We start from the raw sequence: 16,614 nt of genomic DNA, 5'->3' as shown, positions 1-16,614 counted from the left end.
ATGACGTGGGCCGGCTCCGCGGGGCCGCGGCGGTCGGCTGGACGGTCGGGGCTCAGGCGTGCTGCGCGAGCACCTGGCGGGAGATGACCAGCCGCTGGATCTGGTTGGTGCCCTCGAAGATCTGGGTCACCTTGGCCTCGCGCATGAAGCGCTCGACCGGGAAGTCGGTCGTGTAGCCGTAGCCGCCCAGCACCTGGACGGCGTCGGTCGTGACCCGCATGGCGGCGTCGGTCGCGACCAGCTTGGCGATCGAGGCCTCCCGCGTGTGCGGCTTGCCGGCGTCCTTGAGGCGGGCCGCGTGCAGGTAGGTGGCCCGGGCGGAGCCGACCGCGGCGGCCATGTCGGCGATGAGGAAGGCCAACCCCTGGTTGTCGGCGATCGGCCGGCCGAACTGCTCGCGCTCGGTCGCGTAGCGGCTGGCCACCTCCAGCGCGCGCTCGGCCAGACCCGTGGCGGCCGCGGCGATGCCCAGCCGGCCGGCGTCGAGGGCGCCGAGCGCGATCGGCATACCCTGCCCCTCCGCGCCGACGCGGTTCTCCTCGCCGAGGCGGACCCCCTCGAGGAGGACCTCGCGCACGGTGGCTGCGCGCATGCCCATCTTGCGCTCGGGCTCGCCGAAGGCCAGGCCCTCGGTGTCGGCGGGGACGTGGAAGCAGGAGAGCCCGCGCCCGCCGTCGTCGGAGGTGCGGGCGAAGAGCGTGTAGAAGTCGGCGTGGCCGGCGTGGCTGATCCACGCCTTGGTCCCGGTGACGACGTAGGCGTCGCCCTCGCGCACGGCGCGGGTGCGGATCGCCGCGACGTCGGAGCCGGCCTGCGGCTCGGAGAGGCAGTAGGCGCCGAGCTGGTCGCCGGAGAGCATCCCGGTCAGCCAGCGCTCCTGCTGCTCGGGCGTGCCCTGGGTCGCGAGCGGGAAGCAGGTGAGGGAGTGCACCGAGACGCCGACGGCGACCGACATCCAGGCGCGGGCGATCTCCTCGACGACCTGCAGGTAGACCTCGTAGGGCTGACCGCCTCCCCCCTGGTCCTCCGGGTAGGGCAGCGACAGCAGCCCCGCCTGGCCCAGCATCGTGAAGACGTCGCGGGGGAAGCGCGCCTGCGCCTCGGCCTCGTCGACGCGGGGGAGGAGCTGCTCGTCGGCGATCTCACGGACGAGCGTGAGCAGGTCCTCGGCCTCGTCGCTGGGGAGCACGCGTTGCACCATGCGGCGCACGATAGCCCCCGACGTCGCGTCAGCCGCTAACCGGCCGCGCGGAGACGGCCCGTGCACCGGGGGAGGTGCACGGGCCGTCGGGCGGGGCGGTCAGCCGAGCGGGTATGCCGCGACGCCCGCCTCCGTGCTCATCAGCAGCAGGTCGCCGAGGAACCCCTCGGGCCGGGCCTCCACCGGGCCGCCCACCGTGAGCTCGCCGTCGCGGAGCAGGGCGACGCCCCCCAGCCCGCACCAGGCGCAGTCCGCCGTCGGGACCTCGTCCCCGACCACCGGGCCCGCGAGGGTGCCGTCGTCGGCGAGGGCGGTGAAGCCGTCTGGAGCGTCCGGCTGCGGCTCGACGCAGGTCACCTCCGCTGCGCCGAGGTCGACGACCGCCATGCCCAGCCAGATCAGGTCGCGGTTCGGCGACCGGGGCGGCACCGGGTCGACGCCCGGCCGCTCACCTCCGCCGGAGTAGCAGTCGACGCTCTCGCCGACCGGGCCGTCCGGGGTGAGGACCCGGACCACGTCGTCCACCGTGTCGACGAGGAGGTCGTGCATGACGGCCAGCGAGTCGACCGGAAGGTCGTAGCCGTCGGCGCCGTCGTCGACCATCATCGTGCCGTCCTCGGCGATGGTCAGGACGGAGGCGACGTCGGTGGGGTGCGCGAGCCACAGCTGGTCGCCGCTGACCGGCTCGGAGACGACGTAGCCGGCGGGCACCTCCAGGGCGCCGATGGCGACGTCCTCACCGGTCGTGGGGTCGACGACGGCGCCGGCGGCCAGGGTCAGGCCCCCGTCGAGGGTGCCCGTCCAGGCGAGCCGCAGCGTGTGGTGGCCCGGCAGGACGACGACCGTCAGGTCGGTGGCTCCGGCCAGCTCCTCGGGCGCGGAGAGCTCCCGCTCCCAGGCCACCGAGCCGTCGGCGCCCAGGGCGGTGAGCAGGCCCTCGCTGCTGCCGGGCTCCCCGTCGTGGACGACCGCGACGTCGCCGTAGGCGCCGACGAGGTGCCCCGCCGCGGTCCACGCCGGCTCGTCGGCGATCGCGAGGGAGCCGTCGTCGGTCTCCTCGGGCTCCGCCGGGGTGGTCGGGGCCTGCCTCTCCGTCGGCGTGCTCGTCGGGGGCTCGCTCGTCGGCGCGGGGTCCGTGGTCCCGGTCGGCGTGGCCGGCGCCGGCGCGCCCACGTCGGGGGACTGCTCGCCGCAACCGGTGAGAAGGAGGGCCGCGGTCAGGGTGATCGTCAGGGCCAGGGATCTGGGGTGGGTGTGCATGGCGGGAGTCCTCCGGGTGCGGGGTCGCCCTGCGCGACCCCTCTGGCAGTCATGACGCCGCACCATGGGCCGACCGTTGGACCGTCTCGGTGTGATGTGCGTCACGGTGGGGCCTCCGCGGGTGGGCGGACGGCACGGGAGGCGGTGCGAGGATGCGGGGTATGCGGTGGAGCTGGCGGGAGGTCGCGGGCGCCTTCGGGGATCTCGGGGTGCTCGTGCCGATCGCCGTCGCCCTCATCGTGGTCAACGGTCTCTCCGCGACCGCGGTGCTGCTGCCCGCCGGCATCCTCTACGTGGTCTCCGGTCTGGTCTACCGGGTCCCGGTCCCGGTGCAGCCGCTCAAGGCCTTCGGGGCCATCGCGATCGCGCAGGGCCTCGGGTCGGACGTCATCGCCGCCGGCGCCCTGCTCATGGGCGCGATCTTCGTCGGGCTCGGTGCGACCGGGCTGCTCGACCGTGCTGCGCGGTGGGTGCCGCAGCCGGTCATCCGCGGCGTCCAGCTCTCCGTCGGGCTGTTGTTCCTCAGGGTCGCGTGGGGGCTGACCAGCTCCCCGCCGGAGGCGTTCACCGACGCGGCGCGACCGTCGTGGTGGCTGCTCGGCGGCGCCCTGCTCGTCGCGCTGGCCGCCGGCCTCTGGCGGCAGCGGCTGGTCACCCTCGGCCTGGTGGCGCTCGCCGTGGCCGCGATCGCCTGGCACGGCCCGCAGCTGAGCCTCGGCCCGTCCGCGTTGCGCGTCCCCAGCCTGGACGCCGCCACCTTCGGCCTGGCGTTCACCGTGCTGGTCCTCCCGCAGCTGCCGCTGACCTTCGCCAACTCCTGCCTCGCGACGGCCGACGTAGCCCGGGACTACTTCGGCGGGGCCGCGCGCCGGGTGACGCCCGGCAGGCTCGCGACCTCGCTCGGTCTGACCAACCTCGTCGTCGGCGCGGTCGGCGGCATGCCCGTGTGCCACGGGGCCGGCGGGATGAGCGCGCACCGCGCCTTCGGGGCCCGGACCGGGGCCGCCCCGGTGGTGATGGGCGTCGTCCTGGTCGCGCTGGCGGTGGTGCTGGGGTCGGCTCTCGCAGGGCTCCTGGTCGCGTTCCCGCTGCCGGTCCTCGCGGGGCTGCTGGCGGTGGCCGGCGTCGTCCACGTCCTCCTGCTGCGCGACGTGCGTGGCGTCTGGGACTGGACGACCGTCCTCGTCGTGGGCCTTCTCGGGCTCGCCGGCCAGCTCGGCCTCGGCCTGCTCGTCGGGCTCGTCCTGGCCTGGGCCCCCCGGCTGCGTGCGCGCCGGGCGGCCGAGCTCAGCTCGCGCTGAAGAGCTGCGCCATCCCGAGGCGGATCGCGCCGACGTCCGTGTCCACCCCCAGCAGGTCGAGCCCCGGCAGCCGGCCGTCGAGGTTCCGGTCGGCGGAGAAGGCGCCGACGAGGACGCCCTGCCGCCGGGCGGTCGCAGCGACGTGGTGGATCGCCGCGACGACCTCCTCGTCGACGACGGACGGGCGGCCGAGGGAGAGCGACAGGTCGTAGGGGCCGACGAACACGCCGTCGACCCCGTCGCAGCCGACGATGTCGGCCACCGCCTCCAGCCCGCCGCGCGTCTCGACCATGGGCAGCAGGAGTGGGTGCGACGGGCCGCCGACGAGGGCGCTGCGGGACAGGCCGCTGCTGCGCCGCCCCTCCGGCGGGAAGCGCACGGCCGACACCAGGGCGGCGGCCTCCTGGCCCGACCCGACCCCGGGGACGATGACCCCCGCCACACCGGTGTCCAGCACGCGCGCGAGGTGAGCGGCGTCCTGGGAGGCCGTGCGGGCCAGCACGGGGACGGGGCTCACCCGCAGGATCCCGGCCAGGTCGGCCACCTCCAGGCGTCCGTGCTGCAGGTCGACGCCCACCCAGCCGACGCCCTCGAAGGGCACCGCCTCGAGCGCGTCGGCGCCGAGGAGGGTCAGCCACAGGCCGTGCGGGGAGCGGAACGGGGTGGTCGCTGGGGTCAAGACGTCTCCTCGGCGGGGTCGGTGGGGGAGCTCGCGGCGGGACGCCCGGCAGGCGCCGACGCGTCGGTCTCAGGAACGCGCGTCGAGCATCTCCTGCATGCGCTCGATCTCGATGGCCTGCTTGCTGCTGACGTCGTTGGCCATCTCCTCGGCGCGGGGGTCCAGCGCGCCGCCCAGGACGGGCTGGGCCATCTCGATCGCGCCCTGGTGGTGGGCGATCATGTAGGTCAGGAACGTGCGCTCGAACTCGACACCGCGCGCCTTCTCGAGGATCACCATCTGCTCCGGGGTGACCATGCCGGGCATGCCAGCGTGGGTGCTGTGGGGCCCGTGCTCCGAGGTCGGCTCGACCTCGGGAACGGGAAGCCCGCGGTCGGTGAGCCAGGTCGTCATGACGTCGATCTCCGGTCCCTGGGAGATGGCGATCCGCTCGGCGAAGACCTTGAGCTGCTCGTCCTCGGCGCGCTCCTGCGCCAGCTCGGCCATCTCCAGGGCCTGGGCATGGTGGGGGATCATCTGCTCCACGAACCGCGCTTCGGCCTCGGTGAAGCCGCCCCCGAGGACCTCACCGGTCTCGCCGGGCTCCAGGACGGTGGGCTCCTCGCCGGGCCGACCCGGGATGATCACCCGCGCGTCGGCGGTGAAGGTCTCGGTCGTGGGTTCGACGCCCCGGTCGACCGCAGCCTCGGGCTCAGCGCTGCTGCAGCCCGTCAGCGTCAGCGCGAGGGCAGTCAGCCCGACGCCGCACCGCTTCCGTGCACCCGTGATCATCGACATCCAGGACCTCCCGCTTGACCATTCCTTGACCATTTCCTGACGACTTCTTGTCCAAACCCTTGCAACACTTTTACGTCCGAAGGTGTCGCGCGCGTCACATCCCACACTACGTTGAGAAGGCCCCGTTTTCACCGCAGTGCCCCACACGAAGGGATGTCCCCTTGCGACCATCATTCAGGAGATTCGCCGCTACGGCGGCGACCGGCGTCCTCGCCGTCGGCATGTCCGTCGGCGTGGCTTCCCTGCCCAGCGCGGCCGTCAGCGCGCCGTCGGCCCCCCTCGCGGCGGCGGCCATGGACGAGATCCTCGAGCCGGGCGAGTCAGCCAGCACCGACAACCTCAGCCTCATCGCCAACCTGCCCAAGCCCGAGGCGTTCGCCGCCCAGGGTGCCTACAACTCCGACTTCGCCTTCCAGGGCAACCACGCCTTCGTCGGCAACTACAACGGTTTCTCGATCTACGACATCAAGAACCCCAAGAAGCCGAAGCTGGTCAACACGGTCGTGTGCCCGGGCTCGCAGAACGACATCACGGTTCACGGCGACCTGCTCTTCCTCTCGACCGACTCGGTCCGCAGCGACGACTCCTGCGACAGCACCGCCGGCCAGGCCAGCAACCCCACGATGTGGGAGGGCATGAAGATCTGGGACATCTCCGACATCAACAACCCGCAGTACATCAAGTCGGTCCAGACCGCGTGCGGCTCGCACACCCACACCCTGGTGCCGGACGGGGACAGCGTCCTCATCTACGTCTCGTCCTACAGCCCCAGCGTCAACAACTACTACTGCAAACCGCCGCACGACGCGATCAGCATCATCGACGTGCCGCTCGACAACCCGACGGAGGCCGCAGTCATCGACGTGCCGGTCCTCTTCCCGGACGGTGGCTACACCAACACCTCCGGCTGCCACGACATCACGGTCTACCCCGAGCTCGACATCGCCGCCGGCGCCTGCATGGGCGACGGCATCCTGATGGACATCTCCGACCCGCGCGAGCCGGTCGTGACCGAGCGGGTCCGCGACGAGGCCAACTTCGCCTTCTGGCACTCGGCCACGTTCAACAACGACGGAACCAAGGTCGTCTTCACCGACGAGCTCGGCGGCGGCGGCGGGGCCATCTGCCGTCCCGCCTACCGGGACAACCAGGGTGCCAACGGCATCTACGACATCGTGGACGGCCAGCTGGAGTTCGCCAGCTACTACAAGATCCCCCGCGAGAACACGGACACCGAGAACTGCGTCGCGCACAACGGCACCCTGATCCCGGTCAAGGGCAAGGACATCATGGTCCAGTCGTGGTACCAGGGCGGCATCTCGGTGTTCGACTTCACCGACTCCAAGAACCCGACCGAGCTGGCCTGGTTCGACCGTGGCCCGCTCTCGGCGGAGCGCCTCATCCTCGGCGGCTCCTGGTCCTCGGGCTGGTACAACGGCCACATCTACTCCAGCGACATCCAGCAGGGCTTCGACGTCCTGCAGATGAAGGACTCGAGGATCGCCAGCGCCAACGGCGCGAAGTACAAGGAGTTCAACGCCCAGACCCAGCCGTCCTACCAGGACGCACCGGGTCTGGCCAAGAAGAAGGGCTGACCGGACGCACCGTCCTGACCGCCTGACCGCCGGAGCCCGGCACCTCCCCAGGGGTGGTGCCGGGCTCCGCCGCGTCACGGATCGGTCGGGAGGGTCACGGGTCGATCGGCCGCGTGCCCTGCGTCGGCGGTGCGCTGGGCCGCACGGGTGCGAGGTCGGGACGCTTGGGCGTCACGTCGTCACCGGAGCTGCGGCCGGTGAGCCGGCGCTGCACCCACGGTGCGCCGTAGGCGCGGACCCACTGGGCGTTGCCGCGGATCGTCTCCAGGGTGCCGGCGGGGGCCTGCGGCGGCAGGGGGACGTGCCAGTCGGCGTCCTGCGGGTCGTGGCCCAGGGCGGCGTAGGCCGCCAGGGCAACCCGCCGGTGGCCCTCCGGCGTCATGTGGATCCGGTCCTCGGCCCACATGCGCCAGTCCTTGAGGAAGTCGAGCGCCCACTGGTTGAGGACGAAGCACCCGTGCCGGTCGGCGATCGACCAGATGTGGGCGATGTAGACCCCGACCCGGCCGCGGGTGCGGGAGATGACCGGCGCGCCGGCGGGGTCGGTGGGCGTGGCCATGAGCACGTCGGCCCCGCTGGCCCGGACCCGCGCCACCGCCTCCTCGAGCTGCACCGCCAGCGCGTCGACGTCGGCCCGCGGACGGAGCAAATCGTTGCCGCCGCCGACGATGCTCACGAGGTCGGGTCGCAGCTCCAGCGCCGCCTCGAGCTGCGGACCGGCGACGTCGACCAGCTTGCGCCCCCGCACCGCGAGGTTGGCGTAGGAGAACTCCTCCTCGGCGTGCGGGGCCAGGAGGCTGGCGAGGCGGTCGGCCCACCCGACGTAGGCCCCCGGGGCCGCCGGGTCGGGGTCGCTCATCCCCTCCGTGAACGAGTCGCCGACCGCGGCATACCTCGTCCATCCCCGCGGTGCCGGGCGCGGCGCGCGCGGCCCGGTGGGGGGTCCGTCCATCAGAGCCTCCAGTCGATCGGGTCCGCCCCCTGGCGGACGAGCAGCGCGTCGGCGCGGCTGAACGGACGGCTGCCGAGGAAGCCGTTGCGGGCGGACAGGGGGGAGGGGTGGGCGCTCTCGACGCGGGGCACGTCACCCAGCCGCCCCGCCAGGCTTCGGGCGTCGCGCCCCCAGAGGATCGCGACGAGGGGTCCGCCGCGCCGCACGAGCGTGTCGATGGCGAGGTCGGTGACCTCCTCCCAGCCCAGGCCCCGGTGGCTCGCGGGCGTGCCCGGGCGGACGGTGAGGACCCGGTTGAGCAGCATGACGCCCCGCTCCGCCCACGGGGTGAGGTCGCCCGACGTCGGGACGGGGTGGCCGAGGTCCGCGTGGAGCTCGGCGTAGATGTTCTGCAGGCTCCGCGGCACCGGCCGCACCTCCGGGGCGACCGAGAAGCTCAGGCCGACGGCGTGCCCGGGGGTCGGGTAGGGGTCCTGGCCGACGATCAGCACCCGCACCTCCTCCAGCGGCCGCTCGAAGACGCGCAGCACGTGCTCACCGGCCGGCAGGTAGCCCCGACCGGAGGCCGCCTCCGCCCGCAGGAACTCCCCGAGGCGTGCCACGGTGCCCGCGGCGGGCTCCAGCGCGCGCGCCCAGGACGGGTGCACGAGCGCGCTCAGCGGGGCGGGGGCAGGCACGGGACGAGGGTATGTCGTGCCCGCGCCGGCGGCGAGGCTGGGCCGCCCTGCCGCGCCACACCGGTGAGGAATGACAACGGTGCAACTCCATGTCGTAGACTCACCAGCGGTACGGGCATCGTCGAGGTCGAGAGAGAGCTGTTTCATGGGCGCAGCGCAGGTGCAGCACGCCACCGGGGCGTCCTCCCTGACCGATCGGGACCGGGAGATCCTCGACTTCGAGCACCAGTGGTGGAAGTACGCCGGGTCCAAGGAGCAGGCGGTCAAGGACCTGTTCGACCTCAGCCCCACCCGCTACTACCAGATCCTCAACCAGCTCATCGACAACGAGGACGCGCTGGCGCACGACCCGATGCTCATCAAGCGGCTGCGTCGACAGCGTGCCCGGCGCCAGCGGAGCAGGTCCGCGCGCCGCCTCGGCATCGAGCTCTGACACCGGGTAGTAGCGTTCGGCCTACGCGGGCCGCGGAGGGTCCGTCCGGTGCGCAAGGAGGCCGCCCGACGTGAAGTCAGACATCGAGATCGCCCAGGGAGCCACGCTCCGGCCGATCGGTGAGATCGCCGCCGGGCTGGGTCTGAGCGAGGCGGAGTGCTCCCCCTACGGTCACGACAAGGCCAAGATCTCCCTGTCCGTGCTCGACCGGCTGGCGGACCGCCCGGACGGCCGGCTGGTCCTGTGCACCGCCATCAACCCGACCGCGGCCGGCGAGGGCAAGACCACGACGAACGTCGGCCTCTCGATGGCGCTCAACCGCCTCGGCCACCGCGCGATCACCACCCTGCGCGAGCCCTCTCTGGGACCGTCCTTCGGCATGAAGGGCGGGGCGGCCGGCGGTGGCCACGCCCAGGTGGTGCCGATGGAGGACATCAACCTGCACTTCACCGGTGACTTCCACGCGATCACCTCGGCGCACAACCTGCTCGCCGCGCTCCTCGACAACAGCCTCCACCAGGGCAACCCCCTGGGTATCAACCCCAAGCGCGTCACCTGGCCCCGCGTGCTGGACATGAACGACCGGGCGCTGCGCAACGTCGTCATCGGGCTGGGCAAGGTCGGCGACGGCGTCGTGCGGGAGTCCGGCTTCGAGATCACGGTGGCCAGCGAGATCATGGCCGCCCTGTGCCTGGCGACCGGCCTGGAGGACCTCAAGGAGCGCTTCGGCCGGATCGTCGTCGCCCAGACCTACGACAGACGACCGGTCACGGCCGCCGACCTCGGGGCCCCCGGAGCCATGGCGCTGCTGATGAAGGACGCCGTGCGCCCCAACCTGGTGCAGACCCTGGAGAACACCCCGGCGATCATCCACGGTGGCCCGTTCGCCAACATCGCGCACGGCAACAACTCGATCCTGGCCACCCGGACCGCGCTCAAGCTCGCCGACTACGTCGTCACCGAGGCCGGGTTCGGTGCCGACCTCGGCGCGGAGAAGTTCTTCGACATCGTCTGCTCCGCCGGTGGGCTGACGCCGTCGGCGGTCGTCCTCGTCGCCACCGTGCGGGCGCTCAAGCTCAACGGGGGCAGGGACCGCAAGGAGCTGGCCGAGGAGGACCTCGACGCGCTGGGCCGCGGCGTCGTCAACCTCGAGCAGCACCTGGAGAACCTCGCCCTCTTCGGCGTGCCCGCGGTGGTCGCGCTCAACCGCTTCCCGACGGACACCGACGCCGAGCTGGACCTGGTGCGGCGGCGGTGCGCGGAGCTGGGGGTCGACGTGGAGCTGTCCGAGGTCTTCACCCGGGGCGGGGAGGGCGGGGAGTCGCTGGCGCGCAAGGTCGTCGAGCTGTGCGAGCAGGACAGCACCTTCACGCCGCTCTACGGACCGCAGGACGGCGTGCTCGAGAAGATCGAGCGGATCGCCACGCGCGTCTACCGGGCCGACGGCGTTGACCTCACCGGTCCGGCGCGGACCCAGCTGGCCCAGCTCGAGGCGCAGGGTCACGGTGCCCTGCCGGTCTGCATGGCCAAGACCCAGTACTCCTTCTCCGACGACCCCGCCCTCCTCGGCGCGCCGCGCGGTTTCCGCATCACGGTCCGCGAGCTGGTGGTCAACGCCGGGGCCGGTTTCGTGGTGGCCCTGACCGGCGACATCATGCGGATGCCGGGGCTGCCGAAGGTGCCGGCGGCCGTCGGGATGGACATCGCCGGGGACGGCACGATCACCGGCCTGTCCTGACGTCGGTCGGTCGTCGCGGCGGTCGTCGCGGCGGTCGACCCCGCGGGCCGACCGTAGACTGCCGGGCATGGAGCTGACCTGGCAGGAGATCGGCCCGGGGGTCCACGTCCGACGGCACGAGGAGCTGAACCTCAACTGCGGGCTGGTCGTCGGGGAGGAGCGCGCGCTCGTCGTCGACACGCGCAGCTACCACCAGCACGGTATGGAGCTGCTCGCCGCCGCGCGCGAGGTCACCGACCGCGAGCTGGTCGTGGTCAACACCCACGCGCACTACGACCACTGCTTCGGCAACAGCGCGTTCCGGGACTCCCAGATCTACGCCCACACCGGGTGCGTCGAGGACCTGATGCGCACCGGAGAGCTCCAGCGCGAGCAGATCGTCGCGCACATGCGCCGCACCGACCGGGAGGAGATCGCCCGGGACATCGAGGCCACCGAGATCGTCCTGCCGTTCTACCTCGTCGAGGAGGACACCGGGATCGACCTGGGCGGGCGCGACGTGCAGCTGCTCCACCGCGGCCGGGGTCACACCGACCACGACCTCGTCGTCGGGGTGCCGGACGCCGGGGTGGTCTTCGCCGGCGACCTCGTCGAGGAGGGGGCCGACCCCCACATGGAGGACGCGTTCCCGCACGAGTGGGGGCCGACCCTGCGCGAGCTCCTGGCCGCCGACGCGCTCGACGGCGTGGACGTGTGGGTGCCCGGGCACGGGCAGGTGGTGGACCGCGCCTTCGTCGAGGAGCAGGCCGTCGTCATCGAGCGTCTCGCCGAGCGGATGGGCGAGGTCCTGGACGACGGCGCCCTCGGTGTCGAGGGCCTGGTGAGCGGCTGCCGGGGCCTGGGCCTGGCCGACCAGACCCTGCGCGACGCCGCCGTGCGCGTCCTCGAGCTGCGCACCTGACGGCATACCCCCCGCTCCGTCCTCGTCCCCCGCCGTCAGCGTCCTCGAGCGCGGCTGACGGCATACCCCGACCGACCCGCGCGGCTGACGGCATCCCCGGCCGACTCACGCGCCTCCGGCTGTTCCGCCGAACGGGCACATCCGACCCCGTCCTGCGGCTTTGCGGCCATCTGCGCGAATGTGCCCGTCCGCGGCAACGCCGAGCGCACGGGCGGGTCGGCGTGGACAGGAGTGGGCCGTCGCGCACCGGGGGGTCGGCGGGGACAGGAGCGGGCCACGCGCCCTCCTCGCTGTTACGGGGAACGGGCACATCGGAGGGCGTCCTGCGGCGATGCGGCCATCTGCGCGAATGTGCCCGTCCGCGGCGACGCCGAGCGCACGGGCGGGTCGGCGTGGACAGGAGTGGGCCGTCCGAGCACCCCCGACTCGCCTGCGGCGGGCAGACCCTCGGGGGCTCCGCCCCCGAGCACCCCCGACTCGCCTGCGGCGGGCAGACCCTCGGGGGCTCCGCCCCCGAGCACCCCCGACTCGCCTGCGGCGGGCAGACCCTCGGGGGCTCCGCCCCCGAGCACCCCCGACTCGCCTGCGGCGGGCAGACCCTCGGGGGCTCCGCCCGCGAGCACCCCCGACTCGCCTGCGGCGGGCAGACCCTCGGGGGCTCCGCCCGCGAGCACCGCAGAAGCACCTCCTCGGGCAGCTAGTCTCGGACCTCATGACCGGCCGCTCGATCGCGCTCTTCGCCCTGGCCGCGCTGCTGGAGATCGGCGGTGCGTGGCTGGTCTGGCAGGGGGTGCGCGAGCGGGTGCAGGGCAGCTGGGTCCTCGTGGGGCTCGGGGTGGTCAGCCTCGGCCTCTACGGTGTCGTCGCCGCGTTCCAGCCCGATCCCCACTTCGGCCGGGTGCTCGCGGCCTACGGCGGCGTCTTCATCGTCGGGTCGCTGCTCTGGGGGATGGCCCTCGACGGTTTCCGCCCGGACCGCTACGACGTGGGCGGGGCGCTCCTGTGCCTGGTCGGCGTCTGCGTGATCATGTACGCCCCCCGGGGCGTCGGGTGACGGTCCTCGTCGACCCGCCGATGTGGCCCGCCCACGGGCGGTTGTGGTCGCACGTGGTCAGCGACACCTCGCTCGAGGAGCTGCACGCCTTCGCGCGCCGGGTCGGCCTGCCCGAGCGCTCCTTCGAGGGGGACCACTACGACGCCCCCCAGGAGAGGTATGCCGAGCTGCTGGCGGGCGGGGCCGTGCCGGTGGGTGCCACGCAGCTCGCGCGGATCCTCCGCGACAGCGGCCTGCGCTTCCCGAAACGACGCGGTGAGCGACCGCTGGCGCGGGTCCAGAACGGTCTGCGGGCGGTGACCCCCGTGCCGCACGTGCTCGACGTGGTGGCCTCGCCCCACGAGCGGCGCACCGCGGGGGCGGCCGTGGTCCTCGTACGCGTCGCCGGCACCCGGCGCGACCCGCTGATGGCGATGGTCCGCAACGCCACCCGCGAGGGGTGGTACCCGCCCGGCGGCAAGCGCGACCCGGGGGAGAGCGTGCGCGAGGGTGCGGTCCGGGAGGTGGCCGAGGAGACCGGCCTGGTGCTGGACCCGGGCGCGCTGCGGCCCGTGGGCTACGAGCGGATCACCGTCCCCGCGGGCGTCGACGCCCGCCCGTTCGACCCCGGCGTCAACCACCTGCAGGTCTTCGCCGCGGTCGTGACGGACGCGGTGCCGCTGCGGCCCGACCTCGACGACGTGCTCGAGGCGGCCTGGTTCACCCGCTCCCGCGCGCAGGAGCTGTCGGGGCCGCAGCCGTGGTGGCCGCTCGTGCACTGGTGGTGGGAGAGGCACTGATCGGCCCGGCGTCGGCGCGTTCTCATGGCCCTCTCACCGGGTGTGGTTACGGTTGAGGAATGCTTCGAGCAGCAGGCGACGACGCCCCGGACTCGGCCCGGTCCCGGGGCCGGACCGCCTCCCGGGGGCTGCCGTGGCGCCGGGTGGCCTGGACGCTGGCCGTCCTCAGCCTGCTCCTCGTGCTCCTCAGCCTGGCCCTCCCACCCGCTCTGGGCCTGCCCTACGACGACTACGACCACTGGCTGCGGGACTTCCTCGACGTGGGCCGTGAGGGCAACGTCCCCACCTGGTGGTCGTCGTCGCTGCACCTGGTGGCCGCGGGCGTCCTCACCGTCGTGGCGCTCGTCCACCGGCAGGCCGGCCGGGGGACCGGAGCGGCGTGGGCCTTCTTCGCCCTGCTCCACCTGGCGTTCTCCGCCGACGAGGCGACGCTGATCCACGACCGCGCCCGCCGGCTCACCACCCTCGTCGCCCCCGACCACCCGTTCGGCGACGGCTACGCCTGGTTGGGGGTCGGCATACCCCTGGGGATCGCCGTCCTCGTGGCCGCCGTGCTCGCCGCGCGCGGGCTCCCGGCGCTGTCCCGGCGACTGGTGCTGCAGGGGCTGGGGGTGTTCTTCCTCGGCGCGGTCGGGTTCGAGATCCTGCACGCCGCCGTCGACCCCTACCTCGAGGTCGGCTTCACCTGGGTGGCGATCTACCACGTCGAGGAGCTGCTGGAGATGTGGGGGGTCGTCATCGTGCTGGCCGGGGCGATGACCGGCGTCCGCTACCGACCGGCCGGCCCCACCGTCGTCCTGGAGCCGACCGCCGGGAGCTGACCCCGCCGCCCGACGTCACCGCACGTGCTTCGTCGCCTCGCGCACGGTCAGCCTGCTCATCCGCGCGCCGTGCCGCCGCACCAGGTCCAGGACCCAGGCGGGGTCCGTGCGCGCGTGCTGGCGCAGCGCCCAGCCGATCGCCTTGCGGACGAAGAACTCCCCACCGAAGGGCGACCCCTCGAGGTTGGCGACGACGCACCTCTCCAGCAGCGCCGTGTCGGTGGCGGCCCCGTGCCCCAGCTGGCTCAGGATCGCCGTCCGCCGCAGCCACAGGTCCTCACCGGTCGCCCACGCGTCGACCACCGGCGTCACCTCGGCCCGGTGGGCGAGCAGGACCGGGCCGACGAGGTGCCCCGCCGTCTCGTCGACGAGGTCCCACCAGGCCCCCGTGACGACGAGGTGGCGGCAGAGCCCGAGCAGCTCCGGGTCCCGCCAGCGCGCGGCGACGCGGTCCCGGGCGACGGCGACCGCGGCGTAGCGCTCCTCCCGGTGCGTCGCGCCGTCCCACAGCTCGCGCACCGTCGCCTCCCAGGTCGCGCGGTCGGCGGGCGGGTGGCGGCGCAGCTGGTCCGCCACGAGCCGCCGGACCTCGGGCAGGGTCACCCCGTGGAAGGGCAGCGTCGAGCGCATGTAGCGCTGCTGCCCGACGGCGCGGACCGGGTCCCCGGCCGACGCGAGAGCCGCACGGACCCCGGCGACCAGCGCCACGTCATACCCGGGACTGCCGGTCACGACCGGAGGTCCGCGAGCTCGGCGGCGAGGTTGGTGCGCGCCCGCGCGGTCCAGCGCGCGTGGGCGTGCGCGGTCCGGTAGATCCGCGCCCGGTCCGCGAAGCGCTCCAGGACCGTGGTCCGGCCGGCGCGGAAGAGGTCCTCCGGGACGACGGCGTACTCCGCCCGCACCTGCGCGCGGTAGGCGGCGTAGCGGTCGGCGGCGGAGGAGAGGATCCACAGGTCGGCGTCGTGGACCCCCTCCAGGACCCGGGTATGCCGTCCGGCCGGGTCGACCTCGTGCGCGGCGGTCATCAGCACCCCGGCCTCGACCACGTCCACGACCCGGTCGTCGACCCCCAGCTGGTGGAGGTGGTCGCGCGCCATCGTCGCGCTGCGCTGCTCGTTGCTGCCGGCGGCGGCGCGCGGGTCGTGGTGCAGGTCGTGGTACCAGCCGACGAGACGCGCCACCAGCGCCTGGCCCTCGTCGAGGTGCCCGGCCGACCGCAGCTCGTCCAGCGCCGCGAGGACCTCGTGGAGGTGCTCGACCGTGTGGTAGCGCCGGTGCGGCTCGCCCCAGCCGCGCAGCAGCAGCGAGCCCTCGCGCAGCCAGCGGTCGCGGCCGGCCCGCGGCGCGACCAGCTCGGCGTCGTCGAGCCAGCGGTCGAGGAGCGGCTCCGCGAGGGCGTCGTCCGCGAGGGTGGGGGGCACGGCCCCCACTCTGGCATCATCGGCGGGATGAGCGCCCCGACGCCGCCGCAGCTGGGCCCGGAGGAGGTGGCCGCCCTCGTCGACGCGCACCCCGGGTGGTGGCCGACGGGGGCCGAGGACCGCTCCGGGACGGACACGGAGGTGACCCTGCTGGGCCGGGGCGAGTCCTCCACGGCGTGGCGGGCCCGTCGCGGCGACGCGGAGCTGGCGGTCCGGGTGCCGCACCGGCCGCCGGTGGAGCTGCCCACGTCCCTCCCCGACGAGCACGAGCTGCTGGACCGGCTCCCCGACGGGGTCGGGGCCCGGCCGGTCGCGGTGCACGAGCCCACGGCGGCCGACCCCACGGCCTACCTCGTGACCACGCTCGTGCCCGGGCACGTGCTGACCCCCCGGGACTGGACCGACGGCCTCCTCGCGGCCCTCGCCGGTCAGCTCGCGCGTCTGCACGTGCTGGCCCGCACCGACGGGCTGGACCTCACCGGCGACCACGACCTCGTCGAGGCGGCCACCGACTCGCGCGACTGGTGGCGCGAGCACGAGCCGGAGCACGGCGCCGCCCTCGAGCCGCTGTGGCCCGCCGTGCTGGCCCACCAGACGAGGGTGCAGGCGGCTGCCCCGGCGACCGGGACGACCCTCATCCACGGTGACGCCTGCCTGACCAACGTCGTCGTCGACGGGGACGTGCCGCGGCTCATCGACTGGGAGTGGGCCGGTGCCGGCGACCCGGCGCGCGACCTGGCCTACGCCGGCGGGCGGGTGCACGCCGACCCCTGGTACGCCGACCTCGACGACGACCGGGTGCGCCGCCAGGTCGAGGCGTATGCCGCGGCCCGGGCCGACCTCGGGAGTCCCGCCGACGTCGAGCAGCTGCTCCTGCGGCGGGCCGGGTGGCTCGTGCACGAGACGTACTTCGTCACCCCGCACCTGCGCCGGGTGGCCTCCTGGGGCGGGCCGGAGGCCGGGCGCTACACCCGCACGGCGGACCTGCTGACCGCGGGCCTGAGCGCCTGGTTGACCTGAGGTGG

The 16,614-nt window shown here is 73.8% G+C and carries 18 protein-coding genes; 9 read left to right on the top strand and 9 right to left on the bottom strand.

Annotated elements, in window-relative coordinates:
* Positions 1-52 precede the first annotated feature (52 nt).
* Together D4B81_RS12210 and D4B81_RS12205 are read right to left on the bottom strand one after the other, a co-directional pair.
* Positions 53-1,201 carry an acyl-CoA dehydrogenase family protein gene (locus tag D4B81_RS12210; protein WP_122262883.1) on the bottom strand — a complete coding sequence of 383 codons (1,149 nt, stop codon included), beginning with the start codon at positions 1,199-1,201 and terminating at the stop codon, positions 53-55.
* A 99-nt stretch (positions 1,202-1,300) separates the two neighbouring features.
* Positions 1,301-2,461 carry a hypothetical protein gene (locus tag D4B81_RS12205; protein WP_122262882.1) on the bottom strand — a complete coding sequence of 387 codons (1,161 nt, stop codon included), beginning with the start codon at positions 2,459-2,461 and terminating at the stop codon, positions 1,301-1,303.
* Between the two features lie 161 nt (positions 2,462-2,622).
* Between D4B81_RS12205 and D4B81_RS12200 the strand changes: the two genes are divergently transcribed.
* Complete coding sequence (locus D4B81_RS12200; RefSeq protein WP_161965148.1) at positions 2,623-3,762, top strand: putative sulfate/molybdate transporter; 1,140 nt, start codon at positions 2,623-2,625, stop codon at positions 3,760-3,762.
* Here the strand turns inward: D4B81_RS12200 and D4B81_RS12195 are convergent.
* Together D4B81_RS12195 and D4B81_RS12190 are read right to left on the bottom strand one after the other, a co-directional pair.
* Entirely contained in the window at positions 3,749-4,441 is a 693-nt protein-coding gene (locus D4B81_RS12195) for an HpcH/HpaI aldolase family protein (RefSeq protein ID WP_122262880.1), read from the bottom strand. The two genes, D4B81_RS12200 and D4B81_RS12195, sit on opposite strands and share 14 nt — an antisense overlap.
* Before the next feature lie 69 nt (positions 4,442-4,510).
* Positions 4,511-5,218, bottom strand: a complete 708-nt coding sequence (locus tag D4B81_RS12190; protein ID WP_161965147.1) for a DUF305 domain-containing protein — start codon at positions 5,216-5,218, stop codon at positions 4,511-4,513.
* A gap of 233 nt (positions 5,219-5,451) precedes the next feature.
* Between D4B81_RS12190 and D4B81_RS12185 the strand changes: the two genes are divergently transcribed.
* Positions 5,452-6,813: an LVIVD repeat-containing protein gene (locus tag D4B81_RS12185; RefSeq protein ID WP_237565969.1), complete on the top strand. Its 1,362-nt coding sequence runs from the start codon at positions 5,452-5,454 to the stop codon at positions 6,811-6,813.
* Between the two features lie 94 nt (positions 6,814-6,907).
* Here the strand turns inward: D4B81_RS12185 and D4B81_RS12180 are convergent, their stop codons facing one another.
* Positions 6,908-7,765: an SGNH/GDSL hydrolase family protein gene (locus tag D4B81_RS12180; RefSeq protein WP_122262877.1), complete on the bottom strand. Its 858-nt coding sequence runs from the start codon at positions 7,763-7,765 to the stop codon at positions 6,908-6,910.
* The gene (locus tag D4B81_RS12175; protein ID WP_202613674.1) at positions 7,765-8,442 is read right to left on the bottom strand and encodes a uracil-DNA glycosylase; all 678 of its coding nucleotides are present in this window, start codon (positions 8,440-8,442) and stop codon (positions 7,765-7,767) included. The genes D4B81_RS12180 and D4B81_RS12175 overlap by 1 nt, the downstream gene beginning before the upstream one ends.
* Before the next feature lie 145 nt (positions 8,443-8,587).
* On the opposite strand from D4B81_RS12175, the gene D4B81_RS12170 reads away from it, so the two are divergent.
* From D4B81_RS12170 to D4B81_RS12160, 3 genes are all read left to right on the top strand, one after another.
* Positions 8,588-8,875, top strand: coding sequence for a DUF3263 domain-containing protein (locus tag D4B81_RS12170; protein ID WP_122262875.1), 288 nt, complete (start codon positions 8,588-8,590; stop codon positions 8,873-8,875).
* Between the two features lie 70 nt (positions 8,876-8,945).
* Positions 8,946-10,613 carry a formate--tetrahydrofolate ligase gene (locus D4B81_RS12165; RefSeq protein ID WP_122262874.1) on the top strand — a complete coding sequence of 556 codons (1,668 nt, stop codon included), beginning with the start codon at positions 8,946-8,948 and terminating at the stop codon, positions 10,611-10,613.
* A gap of 67 nt (positions 10,614-10,680) precedes the next feature.
* Positions 10,681-11,514, top strand: coding sequence for an MBL fold metallo-hydrolase (locus tag D4B81_RS12160; protein ID WP_122262873.1), 834 nt, complete (start codon positions 10,681-10,683; stop codon positions 11,512-11,514).
* Positions 11,515-11,807: 293 nt separating this feature from the next.
* Here the strand turns inward: D4B81_RS12160 and D4B81_RS18160 are convergent, their stop codons facing one another.
* Positions 11,808-12,188: a hypothetical protein gene (locus D4B81_RS18160; RefSeq protein WP_161965146.1), complete on the bottom strand. Its 381-nt coding sequence runs from the start codon at positions 12,186-12,188 to the stop codon at positions 11,808-11,810.
* A gap of 38 nt (positions 12,189-12,226) precedes the next feature.
* Between D4B81_RS18160 and D4B81_RS12150 the strand changes: the two genes are divergently transcribed.
* Genes D4B81_RS12150 through D4B81_RS12140 form a run of 3 tightly spaced genes read left to right on the top strand, consistent with a single transcriptional unit; the run spans position 12,227 to position 14,168 of the window.
* Positions 12,227-12,568, top strand: coding sequence for a YnfA family protein (locus D4B81_RS12150; RefSeq protein WP_122262871.1), 342 nt, complete (start codon positions 12,227-12,229; stop codon positions 12,566-12,568).
* Positions 12,565-13,347, top strand: a complete 783-nt coding sequence (locus D4B81_RS12145; RefSeq protein ID WP_122262870.1) for a DUF4031 domain-containing protein — start codon at positions 12,565-12,567, stop codon at positions 13,345-13,347. Before D4B81_RS12150 ends, D4B81_RS12145 begins: the two co-directional genes overlap by 4 nt.
* Positions 13,348-13,406: 59 nt before the next feature.
* Positions 13,407-14,168 carry a hypothetical protein gene (locus D4B81_RS12140; protein WP_122262869.1) on the top strand — a complete coding sequence of 254 codons (762 nt, stop codon included), beginning with the start codon at positions 13,407-13,409 and terminating at the stop codon, positions 14,166-14,168.
* Positions 14,169-14,183: 15 nt separating this feature from the next.
* Here D4B81_RS12140 and D4B81_RS12135 read toward each other — a convergent pair whose 3' ends face one another.
* Both D4B81_RS12135 and D4B81_RS12130 read right to left on the bottom strand, forming a co-directional pair.
* The gene (locus D4B81_RS12135) at positions 14,184-14,900 is read right to left on the bottom strand and encodes a DNA alkylation repair protein (protein WP_122262868.1); all 717 of its coding nucleotides are present in this window, start codon (positions 14,898-14,900) and stop codon (positions 14,184-14,186) included.
* The gene (locus D4B81_RS12130) at positions 14,897-15,589 is read right to left on the bottom strand and encodes an HD domain-containing protein (RefSeq protein WP_161965145.1); all 693 of its coding nucleotides are present in this window, start codon (positions 15,587-15,589) and stop codon (positions 14,897-14,899) included. Before D4B81_RS12130 ends, D4B81_RS12135 begins: the two co-directional genes overlap by 4 nt.
* Positions 15,590-15,616: 27 nt before the next feature.
* On the opposite strand from D4B81_RS12130, the gene D4B81_RS12125 reads away from it, so the two are divergent.
* Positions 15,617-16,609, top strand: coding sequence for a phosphotransferase family protein (locus D4B81_RS12125; RefSeq protein ID WP_161965144.1), 993 nt, complete (start codon positions 15,617-15,619; stop codon positions 16,607-16,609).
* Positions 16,610-16,614: the final 5 nt, after the last annotated feature.

Source organism: Ornithinimicrobium cerasi (genome assembly GCF_003702705.1).
Lineage (GTDB): Bacteria > Actinomycetota > Actinomycetes > Actinomycetales > Dermatophilaceae > Ornithinicoccus > Ornithinicoccus cerasi.
Note: the sequence above shows the minus strand (reverse complement) of the source record. Positions and strands in the feature narration are given on the sequence as shown.